This window comes from Belliella aquatica (genome assembly GCF_014637795.1).
GTDB classification, from domain to species: domain Bacteria; phylum Bacteroidota; class Bacteroidia; order Cytophagales; family Cyclobacteriaceae; genus Belliella; species Belliella aquatica.
The window spans coordinates 118,326-135,686 of the sequence record NZ_BMFD01000006.1; the positions used below are offsets into that span (position 1 = coordinate 118,326).

Consider the following 17,361-nt stretch of genomic DNA (forward strand, 5'->3'; position numbering starts at 1 on the left):
TTTATTAATTCGAGTGCAAAATTAATTATAAAAGCTTAATACCAAAGGATGTTTGGAAATTAAATCGTCTATTATTCGCCTTTTTATTAGAACTTCTAATTTATAGAAGCTTAAGTGTGTTTTGTTTTGAAAAATATTCTTCAGAAAACCCTTCTACCAAATAAATACGCTTTGGACCAATAGCTGTTGTTGAGGTTGTCTTCTGTCACTCCCAATGAAGTGGAAGAATGAATAAACCATACTTGCCCTCTTGCATTATCGGTGACAATTCCAGCATGGCTAACTTGCCTTTTCTTTTTTCCAGTGGCGAAAAAGACAACATCCCCTTTCTCTAAGTTTCTTTCAGCAACTTTTTTACCGATTTTGCTTTGCTGCTCTGAAGTTCTAGGCATCGTCACACCTACACTCGCAAAAGCATGAAAAATTAAAGCACTACAATCTATTCCTGATCGGGTGGTTCCGCCGTATCTGTAAGGAGTTCCACGATAGGACTTGGCCGTATCGACTACTTGATTGATATTTTGTCTTCTGATTTTCTTCGTAGAAGAGCAAGAAGTTAATTGGATAAGTGAAAAAAGCGAAAGAAAGATGAATAGACTTCTAATCTTGTAAAATTTTCTTGGTTTTGTCTTCATTTTCACTAGAAACTAATTAAATTCAAGTATACGTACCAATATTAATGTTTCAAAGTTTTAACGAATAAGAAAATCCACAGCTATGAATTTGAAATCGAGTTTTTTTGTAATGATCGTCTTCCTGATTTCTGCTTGTAATAACAATTCTGAGAATAGACAAAAGTCAAAGAATAATTTTGTCGTCCCTGAAGAGGAGGTCTTTCAAGGAATAAGCTTGCTGGGTGATTCCTTGAATACTACGATAGATTCCGTTGCTCAGAAGAATCAACTAAACAAATTGGAGGAAGCGGAAGAAGCGTATTTAGAAAATTCCTCTTTAGAAAATTTGATTTGGATTGGTAGGAGAGAAGCATATCTAAGCAGGTACGATTTGGCGATTCGAACATTTACAAAAGCCATTTCTGAGTATCCTGAAGCATTTGAACCTTTTCGTCATCGTGGACACCGCTACATTTCTATCAGGAAATTTGATGAAGCAATTCAGGATTTTTATAAAGCTTCGGGCCTGATGGAAGGCTCAGAAATACAAATTGAAGAAGATGGTATGCCCAATAAGCTAAACATTCCTTTGTCTAATATTCAATTTAATGTTTGGTATCATATGGGTCTGGCACATTACCTGAAAGGTGACTGGGAAAATGCGCTTACGGCTTATCAAGAATGATTGAAAGTCTCTAATAACGATGATTTGAAAGTTGCAACTTTGGATTGGTATTACATGACTTTGAAGAAAATGGGTCGCAATTCGGAAGCTATGGATCTGATCAAACCTGTGGATAAGAATATGAATATCATCGAAAATGATGCGTACTTCAAAAGACTACTATTATATAAAAGTCAATTGAAACCTGAAGATCTTTTGGCAAGTGAAATGACATCTGATGAACAAAAGTTACAATATGTCACGCAAGGGTATGGTCTAGGAAATTATTATTTAGCAGAAGGAGACACTTCTAAAGCCAAATCTATATTTCAAAATGTGATCAATACTGGATATTGGTCTGCATTTGGGTATATTGCATCAGAAATGGAATTAGCAAAATTATTGGATGAGTAGAGAAGATTTCAAGAAGCTTACCTTGCAGAGCAAAATTCAAAAGTTATATGTAGATGGGACCTTCGTCGTGGCGATAAGATACTATACGCACAAGGTGAATTTATACCTTTTGGGGAATGACTACGTGGAGGTTTTTTATAACCACAAGCAAGATAAAATTGACAAGATAGATTTCTTGAATCGACAACATACCAGAATGAAATTTTACCTTGATCAAATTAATATCAATATGGAATGCTAATAATGATCAGTTTTCTTTAGCCAATTTCAAAAGCTTTTCATGAAGCTGAAGTACCTGAGGAATTAAAAGCTTATTGTCTACATTTTTTATCACATAGTCACTTTTGGAAGTTTTTTCTTCGTCAGGCATCTGCTGATCAATAATGGCATGAAGTTGCTCTTCTGACCTGTGAGGATCACGCATGAGAACTCTGTTAATTCTCACTTTGATTGGAGAGGTGACTGTGATTATTTTGTCAAGTTCTACATAAGATCCCGTTTCAAAAAGCAAGGCAGCTTCTTTAAGGATATATGGAGTGTGCTGAGAATTTGTCCATGCTTCAAAATCTTTTTTGACGGCAGGATGCACTAGACTATTGATAGTTTTGGTTTTTTCAGGATGGCCAAAAACCTCTTCAGAAAGGAATTTTCTATTCAATCTCCCATCAGGTAAATAGGATTCAGTACCAAAAGCATTTTTAATTTCTTTGACCAGATTGGAGTTGTTTTCCATCAGCCACTTTGCACGTTCGTCTGCAAAATAGATAGGGATTCCAAGGATTGAAAAAACTCTCGCTACTGTAGACTTTCCCGAACCTATACCTCCAGTGATGCCGATTAAGAGCGGTTTATTTCTCTTCATATTTCAATCTGAAAATGGATGGTTCTATTCGAACGTTTTCCAAAATCGAGTTGCGTGGCCTAATTACCGCCTCGATAGTGCTATCTTGTTTATTTCTATTGGCATAATTCAAAACAGCTTCGAACTCTATAGCCTTGAGTTCTTCGACTTTTCTTTCATCAATTAAATAATACATCATGATGTTATTTGGCTCTTGAAGTAAAGTGACATTTTCTGGAAAATTGGTTTTATTAATTTTCAGTCTCTTGTTACCTTCTAAAAATTGCACTACATCAAATTTGACCAATACGCTTTCTTCTTCTAGTGTTAAAAATTCAGCAAGATGACTTGGTAGCGAAATTGGTATGATTTTGTTATAATTTGATTTGATTTTATCTTCAGATAAAGGGATTCTGATCTTTCCATCTAATTTTTCTAAGGCAGAAGTTGGTCCTTTTACACTGATAGTGGACGGATCGATAGTTATTTTGTCTGCCAATCTGAAATTATTTGCAAGTGTATTCGAAGTAGTGTCTATTTCAACTTTGATTTTCCTAGTTACCACTTTGTCAATTCTGAAATGAATCGTATCAGAAACCATTGATATTAAAGCAGTGGGGCTAATGTTTTCAGCTAAACTTCTTCTGATTTCTGAAGTCAGAATGTAATTTTTTGTTGCTGGATTGTTGATTTCAATGAGAAATGGACTGTCATTGAAATTGAAATATTTCCTCAATAAATCCCAACCGTTTCCATTAATCTCTATTTTAATTTTTTCAGGCAGCTCTTGTACTGCCATGAATTCTTCTTTGTCGTAAATAATTTCGATTGGGTAATCCACGACAGTATTGTAATTGTCCTTATTCAGGGCATTCAAAAACCAGAAAGTGGCAGCCGCTAGAAAACACAGGGCTACCACTTTCATATTTGCAACCTTTCTTGGGTTGGATGTAGAAAAGAATTTTTTTAGCTTCGTCAAGGGACAAATTATTTTGTTCCGTTAGCTCTTTTGGTGAAGTCCAATGAGATCGCGGACTTTTCAACTTTGATTTTCAACCCTTTGTCCAATTCAAGAGAAACTGTGTCACCTTCGATTGAGTAGATTTTTCCATGTACACCACCGATTGTCACGACATTATCTCCTTTTTTAACTGCCTCAAGGAAATTTTTTGATTCTTTTTGTTTTTTCTGCTGAGGTCTGATCATGAAAAAGTACATGATCAATATGATAGATCCAAATAAGAATACTTGGCCCATGATGCCGCCACCAGCACCTTCTGCTTGCAATAAGATAAAGTTGTTCATAATTACTTTTTAACAGGGCCGAATTGACCTGCTGCACTTGCTGTTGTTTTTGGTGTTACATTTCCTTTTAGTCTCAGTCTATTGACATTTGGACTTGTATTAGCTTGAATACTTACTGTTGGAGCTTGTGTTCCAGGCTTGCCAGTAGAATTAAACGCTACCTTCACAAAACCAGTGTCACCTGGCTTAACAGGTGTTTTGGTGTAATCAGGAGTAGTACAACCACAAGACGCCGTTACATTAGAAATAACCAATGGAGCTTGTCCATCATTGACAAAGCTGAACACATGCTCAACTATTTTACCTTCTGCAATTGTTCCGAAATCAAATTCTACCTCTTCAAATTTGAATGCTCCTAAAGTTGAGGGATCAACGGCTGTAGTTGATTGTACATTGGCAGGAACTGCTGTAGTACTATTTTCCATTTGGGCGATTTTTTGCTCTAGGGCAGCTATTTTTTCAGCTTGGTCGTTGTTGTTGCTACAGCTTGAAACTGCAATTGTTCCCACAAGCAATAATGCTGATAAATTTAGATACTTCATAAATGAATTAATTAGCTTCTTGATTAATTTGTTCTATTAGTTTGTTGACATCACTAAGAAGATTCTCAGCTTTATTTTTAGCATCAGAGATCACTTTATTCCCCTCGGATTTTGCTTCGTTCAAAGGCATGTTTTTACCTTCTTTCAAATCCTGAACAAGTTCTTCCAATTCCTCTTTGTATCTAGATAATTGGTAAGATAATTTACCTCTTGTGTTTTTTCCTGAATCAGGGGCAAACAGAACCCCTAAAGCTGCACCAATTCCGGCACCAGCTAAAAATGCGATCCATCCATTACTGCTTTTGCTCATAACTTTATTATTTATTGTCTAAAAGACCTCTTCCACTCTTTTTGATTTCACCGTTCTCTATCATTTCTTTGGAGAGAACATCTAGCAAACCGTTTACAAACTGCTTACTTTTTGGTGTGCTGTAAGTTTTCGAGATATCTATATACTCGTTTATTGTCACTTTAACTGGAATACTTGGAAAATTCTTCATCTCCGTGATTGCCATGGACATGATGATTTTGTCTGTAAAAGCAACCCTTTCAATATCCCAGTTTTGGGTTTTTTGGGCGATGAGTTCTTTATTCAAGTCTTCATTTTCAATGCTCAAGTTAAAGATATTTTGGAAGAATTCCTTGTCATCTTCCCAGTTCATTGCGATTTCAGGAAGTAATTCCGCACCTTCTTCTAACTGTTCGTACACGTTTTTGAGCACTTTGCTAGCTAGGCTTCTTACGATAGACTTGTTTTCTGTCCAATTCATGTCTTTTTCAGAAAAGAAATTTAAGATCGTATCATTCTTGAAAATGATTTTCTTCAAAATCGATTCCAAAATTTTATAGTCATCCTCTCTGCTAGGTTGACTTACTTTGATGTATTCTTGGTAGGCTTCAGAAGGCTTGACATAATCTCTAAACCATTCTTTAATTTCCAATTCCAGTTCATCCAACTGGGCATCGTAGCGAATTACGGCTGTTTCGAATTCAGCGAGTCCCTTAAGTTTAGCTAGAATAACGTTCTTGGCAAGGTTAAGTTCGCTGCTACTGCCTACGATTTGGTCAGGAGAAATTTTCTTTTTTCTTTCAGCTTCTTTTTCCACATGATCTCCAAACGCTACCAAAAGAAGCATCGAATTGAGGTATAGCTGAGGAATCATCTCAGCAGAGCTGATCATGTTTTTCAACAAAAACTCATAATCCTTTTCATTTGATTTATGATAGACATTAATTGCTTTGATTGCTTCGGACTTGATTTTAGTGCTTACATCTTCTTGAGAGACAAGAGATTTGTTTTTCAGGTTTTTTGAAAAAAGTGAAACAGCAATTTCAGCATCTTTTTTGAGCTGAGGTTTGTCTTGAACCTCCATGCTATTTAGATCAGGAAGAAATGCTTCCTTTATTTGATCTTTTGCAAGATTGAAATTTGAGGCTTTACATTGCTCGTAAGCATAAAGGTTTTGAAAAGCCTTAACCCGGAGAATTCTTCTGTTTAACATACCTGAATTTAAAGAACGTAAATATAAATATTTTAGACGAAGGTTTTGAAATGGATTCATCAAATGCCATTGTTTTAATATAAAATCACCTGAATTACCAAGATTTTCTCGGTAATTCAGGTGAGTGTGTTTTTCATATGATTAATAAGGAAGCTTTACTCTTCCCATTGCTTCAATTCTATTCCAAGCCATTTCAATTGCAGCTTGTTGAGAAGGAATGTTCTCCACTGCTGATTTGTCTAAGATAGAAGTCGTGATATCGTAAATTTTCTCTGCATGCTTGTAAGTAGATTCTCTATTGTATCCACCCATGAATTCTGCACACACATTGATCAATCCACCGGAGTTGATAAGAAAATCAGGAGCATAGATGATTCCTTTTTCTAGGAGGATTTTGCCGTGCTTTTCTTCATCTTTCAATTGATTGTTTGCACCACCTGCAATCACACTACACTTTAATCTATCGATCGTGTCATCATTGATAGTCGCTCCAAGTGCACATGGAGAATAGATGTCCATGTCAAAGTCATAAACCATATTTGGGTCTATGGCTGTAGCGCCTGTAGCTTTTGCAATTTCGATTACTTTATCTTCGTAAATATCAGTAATAAAAACTTCCGCGTTTTCTTTGGTTAGGTGAGAGACTAGATACTTGCCTACTTGTCCAATTCCCTGAACAAGAATTCTTTTTCCTTCTAAAGAGTCAGATCCAAAAGCTTTTTTGGCAGCGGACTTCATCCCAAGGTATGTTCCATATGCTGTCACTGGTGATGGATCTCCTCCACCGCCTCTTACCTCTGGTAAGCCGGTCACATATTTTGTTTCCATAGCGATATATTCCATATCGCTAGTTTTCATATTGACATCTTCGGCAGTGATATATCGACCTCCTAAGCTATCCACAAATCTTCCGAATCTCCTTAAAAAGGCCTCGTTCTTTAGTTTAGGATCTCCTATGATGACAGCTTTTCCACCACCCAAGTTCAAGCCTGAGATGGCAGCTTTAAAAGTCATGCCTCTAGAAAGTCTCAAAACATCAGTAATGGCTTCTTCCTCAGAACCATAATTCCACATTCTTGTGCCACCCAAAGCTGGCCCAAGAACTGTGTTGTGAATACCAATTATAGCCTTTAGCCCTGTTGGCTCATCATAACAGATGACCAATTGCTCGTGGCCTAGGGAAGTAATCTGTCCGTAGATAGACCCTTCTCTAACTTTTTCCCCAGTATTAATATCTAGCATTTGAACTTGGAATTTTTAATTGTGTTATATTTGGGATTGCTGTTTAGTAAAATTACCGATGCAAAATTATATATTTTTCTCGGGCTTTACCAATGCAATTAAGAGAGTTAAATAAAACTAATCAAGAGATTTAAAAGTTTTTATTTCGTGAAACCACTTTGGCGATTAAATAAGTATTTGTTAAAATATAAGGGTTACCTCTTGATGGGGATCTTATTTACTATCATTTCTAATATTTTTGTAATAATTCCCGCTCAATTAGTGAGAATTGCCATAGATTATGTGGTAGAGAGTTTTGCGTATTATCAGGTATTCAGTGAAGGGGATTTAAGTGTAGAGGCAAGGTCGGCATTTTTAAAATTCATATTTATTTTTGGGTTTTTGATACTCGTAATGGCACTGTTGAGAGGTTTTTTCTTATTCCTCATAAGACAAACCATTATTGTCATGTCCAGACTCATCGAATTCGACATGAAAAATGAGATTTTCGACCATTATCAGAAGCTTCCACTCAGCTTTTACAGAAGAAATAGTACTGGGGACTTGATGGCTAGAATTACTGAAGATGTCAGTAGAGTTAGAATGTATTTGGGTCCCGCAATCATGTATGGTCTTAATCTGGTTGTGCTTTTTCCACTTGTGATTGGATATATGCTCAGTGTCAATGTTGAATTGACCATTTATTCCTTATTGCCTTTACCTGTACTGTCTATCAGTATTTATTTTGTAAACAACTTAATCAACGAGCGTTCGGAGAAAATCCAGAGGAGCTTATCAGGTCTTAGCACTTTCGTGCAAGAGGCATTTTCTGGTATTCGTGTACTAAAGGCATTTGTAAGAGAAGATGATAGTGCCAATGATTTTAGAAAAGCGAGTGAGGATTATAAAGATAAATCGATCAGATTGACCTTGGTGCAATCTCTATTTTATCCATTGATTTTAGCCTTAATAGGAATCAGTACGATTTTGACTGTTTACATCGGAGGGATGCAAGTCATAGATGGGACAATCGGATATGGTGTGATTGCCGAGTTCATTCTTTATGTGAATATGCTGACTTGGCCTGTTACCTCCTTGGGTTGGGTGACAAGTATAATCCAAAGAGCCGCCGCTTCCCAGCAGAGAATTAATGAGTTTTTAGATGAAAAGAATGACATCATCAGCACAGAAAATCTTGATACGCTGATTAAAGGAGACATACATGTCAAAAATGTGTCCTTTGTTTACCCTGATTCTGGAATCAAAGCCTTACAAGATGTTTCTTTTAGCATCAACTCTGGAGAATCTTTAGCAATCATAGGGACTACAGGGTCTGGAAAATCTACAATTGCGAATCTGCTCATGCGGATGTATGATGTTTCTTCTGGTCAAATCGATATTGATGGACGAAACATTCAAGTATATGATACCGCATCTTTGAGAAAGCAAATTGGATTTGTACCTCAGGATGTTTTCCTTTTTAGCGATACGATAGCCAACAATATTGGATTTGGTCTGGACGAATATACTTTAGAGCTGATCGAAAAAGCTGCAAAAGATGCTGATGTTTATCAAAATATCATAGATTTCCCAAAAGGCTTTGAGACCAAATTGGGAGAGCGAGGGATTACGTTATCAGGGGGGCAGAAGCAAAGAGTTTCAATCGCGCGAGCCATAGCCAAAGAGCCGAGTATTTTACTTTTGGACGATTGTCTTTCTGCTGTTGATACCAAAACAGAAAATTCAATTCTTAATGCATTGAAAAAAATCATGGTCAACAGGACTTCTATCATCATTTCTCACCGAGTCTCGAGTGCGAAACTGGCAGATAAAATCATCGTCCTAGATGATGGGAAAATGGTAGAGCAAGGCACACATGATTACCTTATTGATAAAAAAGGGGTGTATGCTGAGCTTTATGAAAAGCAAACACAAAACAACGAAACGGTTGAAGAGTAGGCTATTCCCTGTTTTTAGCAAAGAAATCAAAACCAATTTTCTTAGGATTACCCATACTTGAGGTGTGTTCTAATTTTTGATGGTAGCTGATCAGCATGATATCATTAAAATTTGGCGCTAGTAAGTCGTTGTTTAATGCAGATAGAACTAGATTTTCTACAAGTTTCCTGTTTTTCTCTTTGGTAATGGGATTATCCTTGAGTTCAGGGAATTCAAATACAATCTTCCTGTCTCCTTCAAGGAAAAAATGATTTTCTCTATTGATCAAAATCCTGCTGATCAAATAGCCAGGGTCATCTAGTCTTCCATAAGTCAGGGTGTCTGCTAGAAAATTGTAAACCAATACTTGACCAAAATACCTCAAGGTAACATCATCTTTGAGGTATTTGGATTTGCTGATGTAAGCGTCATCAGATAGCCTTACAATATTGCTTTGAAGGATAAAAACCAGCACATCTCCACCTACTCTGAAGAGAAACTCGTAATCATTGATTTTTTCTATTTTCACAGCAATAGCGTTATTCGCAGATTTTTTTTGAAGCTCTATGGCAACTTCTCTGCATGTTTTTTCTAAATCTGTAAAAAATGAAGTCACTTGCTCAAATAGCTTTTGTTTGAGTTGGCTTGTCGTTTCTATTTTATTAATAATATCAGATAACATTTGTAAATTGGGTTTAAATCTAAATGAAATACCATGACAGCTAAAAAGAATAGTTTCGATGAAGTAGAAAATCTCCTTCAGGATATCGGTACTAAAATAGAACAATTAATTGAAAAAGCTGCGGATGTCAGTGGAGAAGCAAAAGAAGAAATTGAGAAAAAAATCAAAGAGCTAAAAGACAAAGAGACAACACTCGCTGAAGAATTTAAGAAGGGGAAAGTTAAAGTAGAGAAGATCTATCAAGAGAAAAAAACCGAAATGGAACCTAACCTCAAGAAGTCTCAAAAGCATTTTAAAAATGCATTCAAACAGTTAGGGGAAGCTTTTACTGTGCTTTTTAGTGGAAAAAAATAAATTGTTTATCCTATCTTTAAATTGATTGGTTTCTGATAGAAGAAGCCTTCTGAATGCCAGATTGAAGTTTTTCGAGTGCATGAAGCGCACCCTCTGACTTTTCTTTGTCTATTTCTAATTCCAAATCGCAATTAGGACACGTGACTCCGTTTGAAGAGAGCAGCGTCTGTATACTTATAGGGATTCGTGTACTACACTCTGGACAGTTTAGACCAGGGTTTTTAGAAATCGATATTGAAGGAGTAGCGTTATTTTCTACCTTAACTGGTTTTTTAGCAGAGAATAGTGATTGAAACCAATTATTGATTTTCTTTAAATAATTTGGCATGACTTATTTTTGGTTTGCTTCAAGAATATTTAAAAGTTGAATGACTCCAATGGTTGGTTCGGATTGAGCTAGCTTGATTTTAACATTCATATTAGCTTCTGTATTCGAAGTGGTTTGTGGTTTTCCAGCTTGTGGTTTTTTTCCGAAAATTGCTTTTAAAGGTGTTGCTTTTGCTAGCTGTGATTTCTTTAAATTAGAAGAAGAGTCCTTTGTATCTGGTTGAGATAAGACTAAGTCAAATTCAATTTCCGCTTCAGCTATTTTCAGCATTGGGATCGAAACGATGGTCAATAGCGGGACCTCAATTGAGGTGACTACTTCTTCATTTCCACCAATATTTCTAGAATAATTGAAAGTAATATTTCTAACATTGCCATATTCCAGATCAGATGCATCAGAAGGTTTAGTAAAGCCTACTTCTTTAATAAAATCAGCTGTTGCTCTTGCAGCAATAGCTTCAGCTTGAACAATTGCAGCCATTGGGGCGCCTAGTAAATCTGAAATAAATCTTGGAGATATCATCGGTTAAATAAAGTTTAGAAGTTTGAAGGGGAATCACTTTCATTGATCATTGCAAAATCTTTGGCGCTGAGGTTGAATTTCAAAGTCAGGACGCTTTCTGGCTTAGCTTTAGAAATCTTTTCGGCATCCACAGCGATTTTTAGTGTAGTGATTTTACTTTGGTCTAGAATGTTTTGAATTCCATTTTGAAAGTCCAATGATTTTTTACTTAAGAGATTTTTACTAACAGTGAATAGTGTTTCATCTACTTTCTCTTGCACTGCATTACTGGTGTTTCTTGCTTCTTGTGGTGAGATTTTTTTACCAAGAACCCAAGAATTAGCGATCGGAGCATTTTTGACCGCTACAGCTTTTTTAGCAATAGAGCTATCGAATAGCGCTTTGGGATTGAATCTGCTATTGGGGTCAGCTTTTGCGAGTATTTCCAACTGTTTATTACCAGAGACCAGTTTGGCTGTGTTGACCGTACCGGATGATTTGCTGTCACTTATCTTGAGCTGATTTTTTGAAATTTGTTCAATCAATCCTTTGGCTTCTGTGATGGCTTCTCTTTCATTGGTGAATTCATTTTTAAGTTTGAATTCAGTCTGTCCTTTTTCGTCCAAAGAAATCAAACTGTAAGTCCCTTTCAAGGTAGGGATTGAGGCAAATGAACCAACAATATTGGCTTTTGGAATGACTTCTTTAATTTCTGTTTGGATTAATTGAAAGCTTTTTGAAATCGTATTTTGAACATTTGGAGTACTCAAGTTGATACTTTTCAAACTTCCAGTTAGCATTTCAGCAATATTAGATTCCCAGTTTTGATCCGGATAGCCTTCTAGCTCCTGATAGAGTTCGTTGGATTTTGCTTCATTGGAGATGGTCTTTCTAAGCTCTTGTGCTGTACTTACAGAAAAGTTTTGGATAAAATCAGTCAGCCTCTGTTGAGACTGACTGGTGTTTTCTACCTTTTCTTCTACATTTTCGATAACATATTTCAGTTCAACCTCCAAATTGTCGATACCCACTCGAGGGATGGGAAAATATTGCAGAATTTCGTCTGAGATGTACCTGTTGGCAATTTCTCTTGAAGTCATATCTGCCCGTGCCTTGGCTGTGTTGATGTCGCTAAAAATCGAAGATAAAATTCTATCTAGTTGACTCATCATATCATAAATTAAAAGTGAGAAATGTTAAGGAGTAGTCACTGGCTTTTCTAAAATCGCATTTTCCATGATATGTAGAATTTTAGCAAGGCCAGCAGGCATTTCATCCTGCACAGCTTTTAAATTGATATCGATGGTATATTGTGTTGAGTTATTTGTCTTAGAGTTGCTTGTTTCGCTTTTGTTATGACGAGTAGAAACCTTGGCATTCAATCCAAACTTAACAGGAGATAAAAAACTTCCCGCCTTGAAATCAATAGAGGTGTCAGTTGCCACACTGCTATTGTTTGTAGAGCCTCTGGAATATTCTTGCTGTTCGGTGATATTCGCTGTGAATTGAATAGTCATTTCTTCAATTCTGATATAGGGAATGGGGACTATGGTCAGAATTGGTACAGTTAAACTAACTTCTTCTTCTCCGTCATTATTGCCTTCCTCAACTCCTGTAACAGATTTTCTTTTGTACTTGAAAGTCACATTTCTGACTTCACCCATATCACCATTTGCATCTGATGCTTCTCCAGCCGAAGGTGTGCTGTCTACTCTAGTAAATCCAACTTCCTTGATGAAATTGACTGTGGCCTGTGCGGCTAAAGATTGCGCCTGAATGGCTGCTGTCATTGGTCCACCAATGACTCTTCCGAATGGTAATGACCTTAATGTTCTGTTTGCATAGCTCATAATAGTATTGTTTAAAGATTAAATAAAAATTAAAATAATAAAAACGATAATGATAAACACTTTAATAATAGAAAGTTATGAAAAAATAAATGTAAAAGAAAAAATAATTATCAAAAAAATATTTGAATACTATCATTTTACTTACCCCAAGATGGGTGCTTGAGATTCATACAAATTCACTTTATTTAGATGTAAAAAGTATTAAAAATGGCTCAATTCGCTCTTATTAAAATCTAATGTAACTTTAAGAATCAGGATAGATTTTTAGTTTTCGATTTAAGCTTCATTAAATAGAGAGGCAATATTTTTTTTAAATTTTAATAAGTCATCACTTTCTGAGCTGATTTGGGAATTTTAATTTTTCCAATCTTTTATTCCCTTATCTTTGCGGCATGAATTACCTATCAGTAGAAAACCTTAGCAAGTCCTTTGGCGAGCGCAAACTTTTTCAAAACATAACATTTGGCTTGGATCAAGGTCAAAAAGTAGCTTTAGTCGGAATAAATGGAGCTGGAAAATCCACCTTGATGAAAATCATCATGGGTTTGGAAGTAGCTGACACGGGCCAAGTAGCCGTCAATCAGCAAGTCAAAGTTGCCTATGTACATCAAAACCCTGTTTTTTCGGGTGAATTGAGTATTTATCAAACGATTTTTGATGGAAGTACCAATGCGACGCTCAAAGTAATTGAGGATTACCATAAAGCCATGTTGGATTCTGAAAATGGGAAAGATAATTCTGACCTTTTGCAGACTATTTTTGAAAAAATGGATCAGCTTGAAGCTTGGGATTTTGAGTATCAGGTAAAGGAGGTTTTGGGGAAATTAGGTTTGCATGATACAGATATTTCTGTTGGAAACCTTAGTGGTGGACAAAGAAAGCGTGTAGCGTTGGCGAAGGCTATCTTGGAGAAGCCAGACTTACTTTTGTTGGATGAACCCACCAACCACCTCGATTTGGAGACAATAGAATGGCTCGAAGAATATCTCTCAAAAGCCAATCTTGCCCTTTTTATGGTAACTCACGATAGGTATTTCTTAGAGAAAGTGACCAATCAAATCCTTGAGTTGGACAATGGTAGTATCCATCGCTACATGGGGAATTATGGTTATTTCTTAGAGAAAAAAGCTGAAAGAAGAGAGATAGAGGCGACCGAACTGGATAAAGCAAAAAGCTTGTACAAAAAGGAATTGGACTGGATTAGAAGACAGCCCAAAGCGAGAAGTACAAAAGCAAAATATAGAGTCGATGCTTTTGAAGAAACGAAAGAGAAGGCTTTCAACAAAAGAGAAGAAAGAGAAATTGAGCTTTCTGTGACTTCCCAAAGATTAGGGAATAAAATCATTGAGATCGAGAAACTCAATAAGTCTTTTGGCAACAAGAAGATTGTTGAAGATTTCAGTTATACCTTCAAGAAAGGCGATAAAATTGGAATTGTAGGTCCAAATGGTGCGGGAAAGACTACTTTTCTAAATATGATTACTGGCGCTTTGGCACCTGACAGTGGCAAAGTTGCCATTGGGCAAACAACGGCTTTTGGATATTACAGACAAGAAGAAGATTCATTTGATGAGGATAAAAGACTACTCGACATCGTAAAAGAAGTCGCAGAAGTGGTGACTGTCGCAGGGGGAGCAACGATTACGGTTGCGCAGTTTTTGAATAAATTTGGTTTTCCACCCAAGCAACAGCATACTCCAATAGCCAAACTCAGTGGAGGAGAAAGAAGAAGATTACAGCTATTGATGATTTTGATCAAAAGTCCAAATTTCCTGATTCTCGATGAACCAACCAATGATTTGGATATTGTGACTTTGAATACGCTAGAAGAATTTTTGGATAATTTTCCAGGTTGCTTGATCATTGTATCTCACGATAGGTATTTTATGGACAGGTTGGTGGAGCACCTTTTTGTTTTTGAAGGAGAAGGTCAGATCAAAGATTTCCCTGGAAACTATACTGATTTTAGAGAGTGGGAAAAAGAGGAAAAACTAATCCAAAAGGAAGATAAGCCAGTCAAAGAAGAGAAAAAAGAACAAGCTACAAGCCCAACAAACGATTCAAAGCCAAAAGCCACTTTTAAGGAAAAGAAGGAGTTTGAGGAATTGACGAAGAAAATAGAAGGGTTGAATGCAGAGAAAGGTAAGCTTGTAGATTTGATCACTGTTGGCACCGAGGATCATCAAAAACTAATGGATTGGTCCAATAGAATTCAGGAAATTGATCAAGAGATCGAGTCTGTTGAGTTGAGATGGTTGGAATTGAGTGAGTTGGAAGGGATTGAGTAATTGAGTAGGAGAGGGATTGTCCTCTAGTATATGGTTTTTGTGTGAATTACAGTTCGAGATTTCTCCTTTTAGTCGAAATGACCACAAAGTCACCTCAACCCTAGGAGAGGTCTCAATCTTTAAAATATAAGTTGTTGTGAAAAAGGCTCTGAAATTCAACATTTCAGAGCCTCGTTTTTTTAGATCATTTCTCCCGAAAACAGTGCACTTTTGAAGATTTTAATCGCAATGGATAAAAGAATAATCCCAAAGATCCTTCTCAATACATCCAAACCTGTCTTTCCAAGTTTTCGCTCTAGCCACGTTGTACTTTTCAGTACTACATAGACGATGATCAGGTTAATGATAATCCCTATCCCAATGTTGATTTGAGCAAACTCTGCTTTCAATGTCAAGATTGTGGTAAGGGTACCTGCTCCTGCGATCAAAGGGAATGCGATTGGTACAATCGATGCCCCGCCACTTGCTTCAGGATCAGGTTTGAAAAGCTCAATTCCCAAAATCATCTCCGCTCCCAAAGCAAAAATGATCAAGGCTCCTGCTATCGCAAAATCTTCAACCCCAATTCCAAAAAGGTTGAGGATAGATTTACCGAGAAACAAAAATAGAATCATTAAAACTCCTGCGGCTAAAGTAGCTTTTTCGGATTCTATATGTCCGACTTTTTTCCTCAAATTGATCACAATTGGGATGGACCCCAGTATATCAATGACTGAAAAGAGGATCAAAGTCACAGATAAGATCTCCTTTAAATCAAAAGTTCCCATTTAATATTGTTTTAGAAAGTTGATAAGCTTGTCAAAATCAGCGTCTGTGATGGCAGGGAAATTAGCTATTCTGAAGCTGGTAGGTTTCAATGGACCGTATCCGCCACCCATCTGCATCCCTTCTCTTTCAGCAGCTTTTTTGACTGAAGTGATAAATTCTTCCGAACCTGAAATGGCCAAAACAGTAGAACTGCGACTTGCTTCATTTTCTATCAAAAGTTTCAATTTGCTCGTCATGGCTACTGTATATTCCAGTTTTTGCATGCGCTCCTTGATCAGCTCGTCTACATGCTGGATTTCTGGCATATCCTTCAAAACCCTATTCAACAAATAGATTCCTAAGACATTCGGCGTATAATGCGTCTGATAAATAGCAGCATTTTCTAGCATAAAGTTTAGACTATTGTAGTGTCCCCGCTCTCCTTTGTCTCTGATCTTTTCTATTGCTTTTGGAGAAAGGAGTAAGACTCCAAGTCCAGCTGGCAAACCAAAACATTTCTGCACGGAAGCATACCAAATGTCTGCTAGGCTAAAATCCAACTCTATACCACCCATAGAAGAGGTTGTGTCTACGGCAATCATCTTCTCGGGAAACTTGTCTGCGATGTCTGCGATGGTTTCGTTCTTTACCTGAGTTGCATTGGAAGTCTCGTTTTGCGTAATGGCAATAACATCAAACTCATTTCCAACCTGAAGTTTTTCCACATCAATGGTCTCATTTGCATCGATTTTCAAAGCTTCAGTTTTAGAATTGATATGCTCGGCATATTCAAACCATTTCTTACCAAAAGAACCTGAGAAAATATGAAAACCAGCTTCCTGCACGATAGATTGGGTGATGATCTCCCAGTTTTCCGTGGCGGAGGAGGTGAAAAGTAACTTGTATCCCTCAGGAACATGAAGTTTTTCTTGCATCAATGTTTCTGTTTCTTTGTACAAGTTCATAAATGCTGCACTTCTATGACTCGCACTTAGAATTCCTGAATCGTATGCTTCTTGCAGATATTTGGGTAGGGCATCGTAAACTTTAGATGGTCCTGGAGAAAATGTAATCATAGGTTTGTAGAGGTTGTGAGAAAATATTGCAATCCAAGTTCGTATCCTTTGAGCCCCAAGCCCGAAATCATGCCTACGCATTCTTTGCTGATGATGCTCTTGTGTCGGAATTCTTCCCTTTTATAAATATTCGAAATATGGACTTCCAGCACGGGAGTACTTACTCCTGCTATGGCATCAGAAATTGCTACAGAAGTATGCGTGTAGCCGCCTGCGTTCAGTAGAATGGCATCACACTCAAAACCAACTTCGTGGATTTTGTTGATAATTTCCCCTTCTATGTTGCTTTGAAAATAGCTCAGGTCGACTTCAGGAAATTTATTTTTTAATGTAGAAAAATAATCTTCAAAAGATTGATTCCCATATATTTCTGGCTCTCTTTTTCCGAGTAGGTTGAGATTTGGCCCGTTGATAATGATGATTTTCAAAATGGTGTTTGGTTAGTGGTTTTCAATTATGGAACAAAGTTATTTGATTAATAAGAGATAACACAA

22 protein-coding genes are annotated in these 17,361 nt (G+C 36.8%); 6 read left to right on the top strand and 16 right to left on the bottom strand.

Translation table 11 applies throughout. From position 1 onward, the window contains the following. Positions 1–140: 140 nt before the first annotated feature. Complete coding sequence (locus IEV57_RS10500) at positions 141–635, bottom strand: C40 family peptidase (protein ID WP_188442497.1); 495 nt, start codon at positions 633–635, stop codon at positions 141–143. Between the two features lie 82 nt (positions 636–717). Between IEV57_RS10500 and IEV57_RS19375 the strand changes: the two genes are divergently transcribed. From IEV57_RS19375 to IEV57_RS10510, 3 genes are read left to right on the top strand one after another with little or no spacing between them, the layout of a single operon-like run. Further along, complete coding sequence (locus IEV57_RS19375; RefSeq protein ID WP_229744379.1) at positions 718–1,299, top strand: tetratricopeptide repeat protein; 582 nt, start codon at positions 718–720, stop codon at positions 1,297–1,299. A 24-nt stretch (positions 1,300–1,323) separates the two neighbouring features. Beyond that, positions 1,324–1,692, top strand: coding sequence for a hypothetical protein (locus IEV57_RS19380; RefSeq protein ID WP_229744385.1), 369 nt, complete (start codon positions 1,324–1,326; stop codon positions 1,690–1,692). Then, complete coding sequence (locus tag IEV57_RS10510) at positions 1,685–1,933, top strand: hypothetical protein (protein WP_188442499.1); 249 nt, start codon at positions 1,685–1,687, stop codon at positions 1,931–1,933. The genes IEV57_RS19380 and IEV57_RS10510 overlap by 8 nt, the downstream gene beginning before the upstream one ends. Positions 1,934–1,939: 6 nt before the next feature. Here the strand turns inward: IEV57_RS10510 and coaE are convergent, their stop codons facing one another. From coaE to IEV57_RS10545, 7 genes are all read right to left on the bottom strand, one after another. Beyond that, the gene (gene coaE, locus IEV57_RS10515) at positions 1,940–2,554 is read right to left on the bottom strand and encodes a dephospho-CoA kinase (protein ID WP_188442501.1); all 615 of its coding nucleotides are present in this window, start codon (positions 2,552–2,554) and stop codon (positions 1,940–1,942) included. After that, positions 2,541–3,512, bottom strand: coding sequence for a YbbR-like domain-containing protein (locus IEV57_RS10520; RefSeq protein ID WP_188442503.1), 972 nt, complete (start codon positions 3,510–3,512; stop codon positions 2,541–2,543). Before IEV57_RS10520 ends, coaE begins: the two co-directional genes overlap by 14 nt. Before the next feature lie 8 nt (positions 3,513–3,520). Then, a complete protein-coding gene (gene yajC / locus IEV57_RS10525; RefSeq protein WP_188442510.1) occupies positions 3,521–3,838 on the bottom strand; it encodes a preprotein translocase subunit YajC in 318 nt (105 codons plus the stop codon). A 2-nt stretch (positions 3,839–3,840) separates the two neighbouring features. Continuing rightward, on the bottom strand, positions 3,841–4,380 hold the full coding sequence (locus IEV57_RS10530; RefSeq protein WP_188442512.1) for a DUF1573 domain-containing protein: 540 nt from the start codon (positions 4,378–4,380) through the stop codon (positions 3,841–3,843). 7 nt (positions 4,381–4,387) lie between these two features. Beyond that, entirely contained in the window at positions 4,388–4,690 is a 303-nt protein-coding gene (locus tag IEV57_RS10535; RefSeq protein ID WP_188442514.1) for a YtxH domain-containing protein, read from the bottom strand. Between the two features lie 7 nt (positions 4,691–4,697). Continuing rightward, positions 4,698–5,882, bottom strand: a complete 1,185-nt coding sequence (gene nusB, locus IEV57_RS10540; RefSeq protein ID WP_188442516.1) for a transcription antitermination factor NusB — start codon at positions 5,880–5,882, stop codon at positions 4,698–4,700. Positions 5,883–6,023: 141 nt separating this feature from the next. Beyond that, positions 6,024–7,124 (bottom strand): Glu/Leu/Phe/Val family dehydrogenase, encoded by a 1,101-nt coding sequence (locus IEV57_RS10545; protein ID WP_229744386.1) that lies wholly within the window; start codon positions 7,122–7,124, stop codon positions 6,024–6,026. A gap of 147 nt (positions 7,125–7,271) precedes the next feature. Between IEV57_RS10545 and IEV57_RS10550 the strand changes: the two genes are divergently transcribed. Next, complete coding sequence (locus IEV57_RS10550; protein WP_188442518.1) at positions 7,272–9,062, top strand: ABC transporter ATP-binding protein; 1,791 nt, start codon at positions 7,272–7,274, stop codon at positions 9,060–9,062. 1 nt (position 9,063) lies between these two features. Here the strand turns inward: IEV57_RS10550 and IEV57_RS10555 are convergent, their stop codons facing one another. After that, entirely contained in the window at positions 9,064–9,723 is a 660-nt protein-coding gene (locus IEV57_RS10555; RefSeq protein ID WP_188442520.1) for a hypothetical protein, read from the bottom strand. Positions 9,724–9,756: 33 nt separating this feature from the next. Between IEV57_RS10555 and IEV57_RS10560 the strand changes: the two genes are divergently transcribed. Then, complete coding sequence (locus IEV57_RS10560; protein ID WP_188442522.1) at positions 9,757–10,077, top strand: hypothetical protein; 321 nt, start codon at positions 9,757–9,759, stop codon at positions 10,075–10,077. A 16-nt stretch (positions 10,078–10,093) separates the two neighbouring features. Here the strand turns inward: IEV57_RS10560 and IEV57_RS10565 are convergent, their stop codons facing one another. Genes IEV57_RS10565 through IEV57_RS10580 form a run of 4 tightly spaced genes read right to left on the bottom strand, consistent with a single transcriptional unit; the run spans position 10,094 to position 12,756 of the window. Beyond that, the gene (locus IEV57_RS10565) at positions 10,094–10,405 is read right to left on the bottom strand and encodes a hypothetical protein (RefSeq protein ID WP_188442524.1); all 312 of its coding nucleotides are present in this window, start codon (positions 10,403–10,405) and stop codon (positions 10,094–10,096) included. A 3-nt stretch (positions 10,406–10,408) separates the two neighbouring features. Further along, positions 10,409–10,927, bottom strand: a complete 519-nt coding sequence (locus IEV57_RS10570) for a DUF2589 domain-containing protein (protein WP_188442525.1) — start codon at positions 10,925–10,927, stop codon at positions 10,409–10,411. 14 nt (positions 10,928–10,941) lie between these two features. Further along, on the bottom strand, positions 10,942–12,078 hold the full coding sequence (locus IEV57_RS10575; protein WP_188442527.1) for a hypothetical protein: 1,137 nt from the start codon (positions 12,076–12,078) through the stop codon (positions 10,942–10,944). A gap of 24 nt (positions 12,079–12,102) precedes the next feature. Further along, positions 12,103–12,756 carry a DUF2589 domain-containing protein gene (locus IEV57_RS10580; protein ID WP_188442529.1) on the bottom strand — a complete coding sequence of 218 codons (654 nt, stop codon included), beginning with the start codon at positions 12,754–12,756 and terminating at the stop codon, positions 12,103–12,105. Positions 12,757–13,148: 392 nt separating this feature from the next. On the opposite strand from IEV57_RS10580, the gene IEV57_RS10585 reads away from it, so the two are divergent. Next, complete coding sequence (locus IEV57_RS10585) at positions 13,149–15,044, top strand: ABC-F family ATP-binding cassette domain-containing protein (RefSeq protein ID WP_188442531.1); 1,896 nt, start codon at positions 13,149–13,151, stop codon at positions 15,042–15,044. 179 nt (positions 15,045–15,223) lie between these two features. Here the strand turns inward: IEV57_RS10585 and IEV57_RS10590 are convergent, their stop codons facing one another. From IEV57_RS10590 to aroQ, 3 genes are read right to left on the bottom strand one after another with little or no spacing between them, the layout of a single operon-like run. Beyond that, on the bottom strand, positions 15,224–15,811 hold the full coding sequence (locus IEV57_RS10590; RefSeq protein ID WP_014771184.1) for a MarC family protein: 588 nt from the start codon (positions 15,809–15,811) through the stop codon (positions 15,224–15,226). After that, positions 15,812–16,867 carry an aminotransferase class V-fold PLP-dependent enzyme gene (locus tag IEV57_RS10595; RefSeq protein WP_188442533.1) on the bottom strand — a complete coding sequence of 352 codons (1,056 nt, stop codon included), beginning with the start codon at positions 16,865–16,867 and terminating at the stop codon, positions 15,812–15,814. Further along, the gene (gene aroQ / locus IEV57_RS10600) at positions 16,864–17,295 is read right to left on the bottom strand and encodes a type II 3-dehydroquinate dehydratase (RefSeq protein WP_188442535.1); all 432 of its coding nucleotides are present in this window, start codon (positions 17,293–17,295) and stop codon (positions 16,864–16,866) included. Before aroQ ends, IEV57_RS10595 begins: the two co-directional genes overlap by 4 nt. Positions 17,296–17,361 lie beyond the last annotated feature (66 nt).

Bases quoted from the DNA above. Each gene is read 5' to 3' on its own strand.
- IEV57_RS10500 (WP_188442497.1), bottom strand. From the start codon at position 635: ATGAAGACAAAACCAAGAAAATTTTACAAGATTAGAAGTCTATTCATC.
- IEV57_RS10530 (WP_188442512.1), bottom strand. From the start codon at position 4,380: ATGAAGTATCTAAATTTATCAGCATTATTGCTTGTGGGAACAATTGCA.
- IEV57_RS10560 (WP_188442522.1), top strand. From the start codon at position 9,757: ATGACAGCTAAAAAGAATAGTTTCGATGAAGTAGAAAATCTCCTTCAG.
- yajC (WP_188442510.1), bottom strand. From the start codon at position 3,838: ATGAACAACTTTATCTTATTGCAAGCAGAAGGTGCTGGTGGCGGCATC.
- IEV57_RS10510 (WP_188442499.1), top strand. From the start codon at position 1,685: ATGAGTAGAGAAGATTTCAAGAAGCTTACCTTGCAGAGCAAAATTCAA.
- IEV57_RS10590 (WP_014771184.1), bottom strand. From the start codon at position 15,811: ATGGGAACTTTTGATTTAAAGGAGATCTTATCTGTGACTTTGATCCTC.
- IEV57_RS19375 (WP_229744379.1), top strand. From the start codon at position 718: ATGAATTTGAAATCGAGTTTTTTTGTAATGATCGTCTTCCTGATTTCT.
- IEV57_RS10570 (WP_188442525.1), bottom strand. From the start codon at position 10,927: ATGATATCTCCAAGATTTATTTCAGATTTACTAGGCGCCCCAATGGCT.
- IEV57_RS10535 (WP_188442514.1), bottom strand. From the start codon at position 4,690: ATGAGCAAAAGCAGTAATGGATGGATCGCATTTTTAGCTGGTGCCGGA.
- IEV57_RS10565 (WP_188442524.1), bottom strand. From the start codon at position 10,405: ATGCCAAATTATTTAAAGAAAATCAATAATTGGTTTCAATCACTATTC.
- IEV57_RS10555 (WP_188442520.1), bottom strand. From the start codon at position 9,723: ATGTTATCTGATATTATTAATAAAATAGAAACGACAAGCCAACTCAAA.
- nusB (WP_188442516.1), bottom strand. From the start codon at position 5,882: ATGTTAAACAGAAGAATTCTCCGGGTTAAGGCTTTTCAAAACCTTTAT.
- IEV57_RS10545 (WP_229744386.1), bottom strand. From the start codon at position 7,124: ATGCTAGATATTAATACTGGGGAAAAAGTTAGAGAAGGGTCTATCTAC.
- IEV57_RS10580 (WP_188442529.1), bottom strand. From the start codon at position 12,756: ATGAGCTATGCAAACAGAACATTAAGGTCATTACCATTCGGAAGAGTC.
- IEV57_RS10585 (WP_188442531.1), top strand. From the start codon at position 13,149: ATGAATTACCTATCAGTAGAAAACCTTAGCAAGTCCTTTGGCGAGCGC.
- coaE (WP_188442501.1), bottom strand. From the start codon at position 2,554: ATGAAGAGAAATAAACCGCTCTTAATCGGCATCACTGGAGGTATAGGT.
- IEV57_RS10595 (WP_188442533.1), bottom strand. From the start codon at position 16,867: ATGATTACATTTTCTCCAGGACCATCTAAAGTTTACGATGCCCTACCC.
- IEV57_RS10575 (WP_188442527.1), bottom strand. From the start codon at position 12,078: ATGATGAGTCAACTAGATAGAATTTTATCTTCGATTTTTAGCGACATC.